This window comes from Vibrio sp. YT-19(2023) (genome assembly GCF_033337395.1).
This window is the reverse complement of sequence record NZ_JAWOQN010000073.1, coordinates 1-4,433: the sequence shown is the minus strand read 5'-3', so window position 1 is coordinate 4,433 and position 4,433 is coordinate 1. Positions and strand designations below refer to the sequence as shown.

Below are 4,433 nucleotides of genomic sequence, written 5' to 3'. Positions count from 1 at the left end.
TTTCTTGCTTGTCATGCTTCACCTCGTTAGTGATTGTACTCACTTAACTCGGTGTCCAAAACTGCTGGTGCGGATCAACTTGTCTCAATTCGAGCTGTGGTATCAACCACAATTTGATCTAAAAACCTATCGCCTAATTGGGGTCGAAGCATTGGTTAGGTGGAATCATCCCGAGAAAGGTTATATCAGTCCAGAATCGTTTATCCCGATCGCAGAGCAAAGTGATTTAATATTGGAGCTTGGAGAACATATCATTGAGACAGCAGTTGCTCAGCGGGCAATGTGGGCAGAACATTTCGGTACTGATTTTCACATCGCATTAAACTTGTCCCCAAGACAAATCTATCGCCAAGATTTAAGTCAATTATTTTCTAAGTATTTACGACGACATGATGTCGCCCCTCAAACCATTCATGTTGAAGTGACAGAGTCACTTTTTATTGATGATACAGAGAAAGCTCAATATGTGCTTAAAAAACTACAAAGTATCGGAGTGGAAGTTTGGCTAGATGACTTTGGCACAGGATATTCTGCCCTTGCCTACCTGCAACATATGGCTTTTGACGGGCTCAAGATTGATCGTTCATTTATCGCTCAAATTCGAAAAAGCGATCAAGACGATTCATTAGTTCGCGCGATTGTATCCATGGCTCACAACCTAAGAATGAAAGTAGTCGCCGAAGGCGTAGAAACTCAAACTCAACTCACACGAATGGAGTCTCTCCACTGTGACGTCGTACAAGGTTTTTTCTTAGGTAGACCTGTACCTGCCGAGGAATTGATTGCATTTGAATACCAACGAGGGAGTGGCGCTCAAAGCGTCAATCACTTTGCTTAGAACGCCGTTTTGTTAACTATTGCCGCTTAGCGCGTTAGTACTCGTAATGCAATATCGGTCACACTTCCCCACCTCATTAATATGAATTTTCTCTTAAAATCTAACATCTGAGATAAATAAACTACACTTTTCATATCAACTTCTTGGATATGGAAATGCGCGTGGTAGGAATCTTTTCTTGGAACAACCTGTCGGTAAAACAAAAGCTATTTGGGTTGGTTTTGCTGCCAATTTTATTGTTGCTTGTCCTCGCGGGTAAACATGTACAAAGCCTTTCTATCCAGGCTCAGGAACTACAAAAAGCACAGTTATTCTCTGTCTACATCGACCGCGTATCTTCGCTTTATCACCTACCGAATAACCCTGATGTAATAGATAAGCAACTAAAAACTCAGCAGATATCTCAATTGTTACGCGACACTGCAGCACCAGTATTCGGTGAAAACGCTGAGATACTAAACCAGTTAACAAGCTTTGAGGAAGCAACCCTCTCGATGCTCTCTTCGCAAAATCAAGAAGAAAAGTTAGATGCGGCAGAGTGGCGCGCTGATACGTTCAAAGAAATCCTCATGAGCTTAGACAAAGTCTATTTTAGAAATGTGAGTTATGAAACAAACACTCACCTTTCTTCTTTGATGCAACTTGAATGGTTGATGTTTTGGTCTACTGAAGAGCATAGATTAAGCGAATATTTGATTCGATCTTCAGAGGAAAATAACGAGTATGACCTCACAACACAGGCTTCTATCCAATCTTTAATCCAGAACCAACAACTATTTCTAGAGCGTTTTGTGACGCTAAATGCCAATCAACAACAAGTAGATCTGCTCATTGAGACGTTTACGGGTGAAGTCTTTATCAAAAGCCAAGAGTTTCGTGCCTATTTATTGCAACCAGCTCAACTCAAATCATTAACCCCGGATGAGATTGATGCGGGGTTATCTGCACTCAACAAACGCTTATCGTTATTACAAAGTGTTGACGACAAAATGGAACAGCAGCTGAGTGATGATATATCAAAGACAATCAACACGACGACACAGCACCGCTTTACCTTTATCGCAATGATGAGCCTTTTAACGCTGTTGGTCGTAAGTTTAACGCTAAGATTGGTGCGAAAAGTTACTGGAAACTTGAATCTAGTCCTCAAATTTCTCAGTAACGAAAGCAATGAACAAAGTAACACTGAAAATTCACCTCTTGCTCAACTAATAAAGGGTAAAGACGAGCTGAGTAAGTTTGCTCGAGAGGTAAAAAAGCTTAGTGATGAGCGGATGTTGTCCAGACTAAAGCTCACACAAGCTAAAGAAGATGCAGAACAAGCAAAAGATGATGCAATTAAGGCGAGTAAAGCCAAAAGTAGCTTTTTGGCCAACATGTCCCACGAGATCCGCACGCCGCTAAATGGCGTTATTGGTATCTCTGAAGTCTTATCCGATACTTCCCTGACTGCCACACAACGCGATTACGTCGATACGATTGAAACCTCCTCCCAACTGCTTTTGAGTTTAATTAATGACGTTCTAGACTTCTCAAAAATTGAATCTGGGATGTTGCTCATTAGCCCACATTCAACTTGTGTTCGAGAGTCTATCTATGACATTGCTTCTATCATTTCACCGAAAGCAAAGGAAAAAGGCATCGATGTGCAAGTCAACATTAGCCGTAACACGCCTTACCACGTAATGTTGGATGACCATCGTATACGCCAAGTTGTCATGAACTTCATGTCTAACGCGGTAAAATTTACCGAACAAGGCAGTGTAGAGCTATCGGTCATCACCCGCGAAATAAAAAATGGTGAAGCGGTCATCGAGTTTTCCGTTAAAGATTCTGGGATTGGTATTGATGCCCAGCAGCAAAAGAAAATATTTGCTCCATTTGCCCAAGAGGATAACTCTACTACCCGACAATTTGGGGGAACTGGACTTGGGCTTGCCATTAGCACGCAATTAGTTGAGCTAATGGGTGGAGAAATTCAACTTGAATCCGAGAAAGGTAAAGGCAGTCGCTTCTTCTTTGAACTAACTGCTCCTGTTGTGACGCAAGAGTTTAACGCTTATCACGCTCTGAATCACAACGACATATGGATTGTATGCAGCAGTACTCAACTAGAACAAAAACTGCGTAACGAGTTAAGTTTTTTCAACATCAATATAACGCAGTCAGTAGATACCTTAAGTGCGTTGCCAACGTGGATTGATAACGAGCGCGTTATCGTTATTCATGTAGAAGGATCACCAAATGCAGCGGCGATGCATATCGATGAGATAGAAAGCCTTTGTAAACGAAACATTCGTGTCTGCCTCATCAAGCACCTTCATAGCCCACAATTCGACTTTAGAAGCAGTATCAGCGCCTTGGTCACTCAGCCACTACTAGGGCAGCGCTTAATTAAAGCACTTGAAAGTTGTGCGGCAAATTTCTCGCACGCACAACAAGAGAGCATTTCAGCGCAACATGTTAAATCTTTGCCGAAAATTTTGGTCGTTGATGACAATACGGTCAATCAAAAAATCGCGGGGCTACACGTCACAAAAGCTGGCTTCGACTTTGATGTCGCAGTAAACGGACAAGAAGCGGTTGAGAAATTTCAACAGAATCAATACAGCCTAATTTTAATGGACTGCATGATGCCCGTAATGGATGGATTTGAAGCCACCCAAATAATTCGTCAAATAGAAGTAAAAGAAAAACGCGCTTTCAGAATTCCGATTATTGCTCTAACGGCAAGTGTGGTCGATGACGATATACAAAAATGCTTTGACGTTGGAATGGATGACTATGTGCCCAAACCGTTTAAAGCAGGGTTGCTTAAAGAGAAGTTAGATAAGGCAATTGGGTTACGTGTTTCCAACACGACGCCTGCTGAACCACACCAAGAGAACACTACTCTCGATACAACTCATAAACTACCTGCGAGTTCAGAGCAACCAGAAGCAACGGTAACGCCTATTCGCTCCGAACGCATCTTGCTTGTCGAAGATAATAGAGTGAACCAGAAAGTGGCTTCTCTATTGCTATCTAAAGCAGGCTATCAATTCGAAGTCGCAGAAAACGGTCAAATTGCAGTCGAAATGTTCCAAAAAGATGGAAAGTTTGATGTTATTTTGATGGATTGCATGATGCCCATAATGGATGGGTTTGAAGCTTCTAGGCAAATTAGAGCTTATGAAGCGAGTAAAGGATTAGCTAAGACGCCCATTATCGCATTAACAGCAAGCGTCGTTGATGATGATATTCAACGCTGCTTTGATTCAGGAATGGATGCCTACGTACCAAAGCCTGTGCGCAAAGAAAAACTGTTGTATCAAATTGAACAAGCAATGTAGGTGGATTCTATGAGTAGAAATCATTCTCGCGTTGCTTTTCCTTTGCGTTACATAAAACGCTATCTGTTTATTCTGATTGCCCTTCTTTCATTAAATTGCCAAGCTCTCGCTGCAGAGAGCTACGCCGTTTTCTCATTTAATGACGAATTCTCTCCGCTCACTGTCAATAAAGCGCGAAAGTTGTACAGTGATCCGCACCAGCAGTTTTGGACACCGAGTTAAGTGAGTACAATCACTAACGAGGTGAAGCATGACAAGCAAGA

At 41.9% G+C, this 4,433-nt stretch carries 3 protein-coding genes; all 3 read left to right on the top strand.

Annotation, left to right across the window (positions count from 1 at the left end):
• Positions 1–838: EAL domain-containing protein (locus R7E78_RS23850; RefSeq protein WP_318058310.1), on the top strand; the 838-nt coding region annotated here is incomplete at its 5' end.
• 155 nt (positions 839–993) lie between these two features.
• Positions 994–4,170: a response regulator gene (locus R7E78_RS23845; RefSeq protein WP_080773706.1), complete on the top strand. Its 3,177-nt coding sequence runs from the start codon at positions 994–996 to the stop codon at positions 4,168–4,170.
• Positions 4,171–4,179: 9 nt separating this feature from the next.
• Positions 4,180–4,392 (top strand): hypothetical protein, encoded by a 213-nt coding sequence (locus tag R7E78_RS23840; RefSeq protein ID WP_318058309.1) that lies wholly within the window; start codon positions 4,180–4,182, stop codon positions 4,390–4,392.
• Positions 4,393–4,433 lie beyond the last annotated feature (41 nt).

Bases quoted from the DNA above. Each gene is read 5' to 3' on its own strand.
- R7E78_RS23845 (WP_080773706.1), top strand. From the start codon at position 994: ATGCGCGTGGTAGGAATCTTTTCTTGGAACAACCTGTCGGTAAAACAA.
- R7E78_RS23840 (WP_318058309.1), top strand. From the start codon at position 4,180: ATGAGTAGAAATCATTCTCGCGTTGCTTTTCCTTTGCGTTACATAAAA.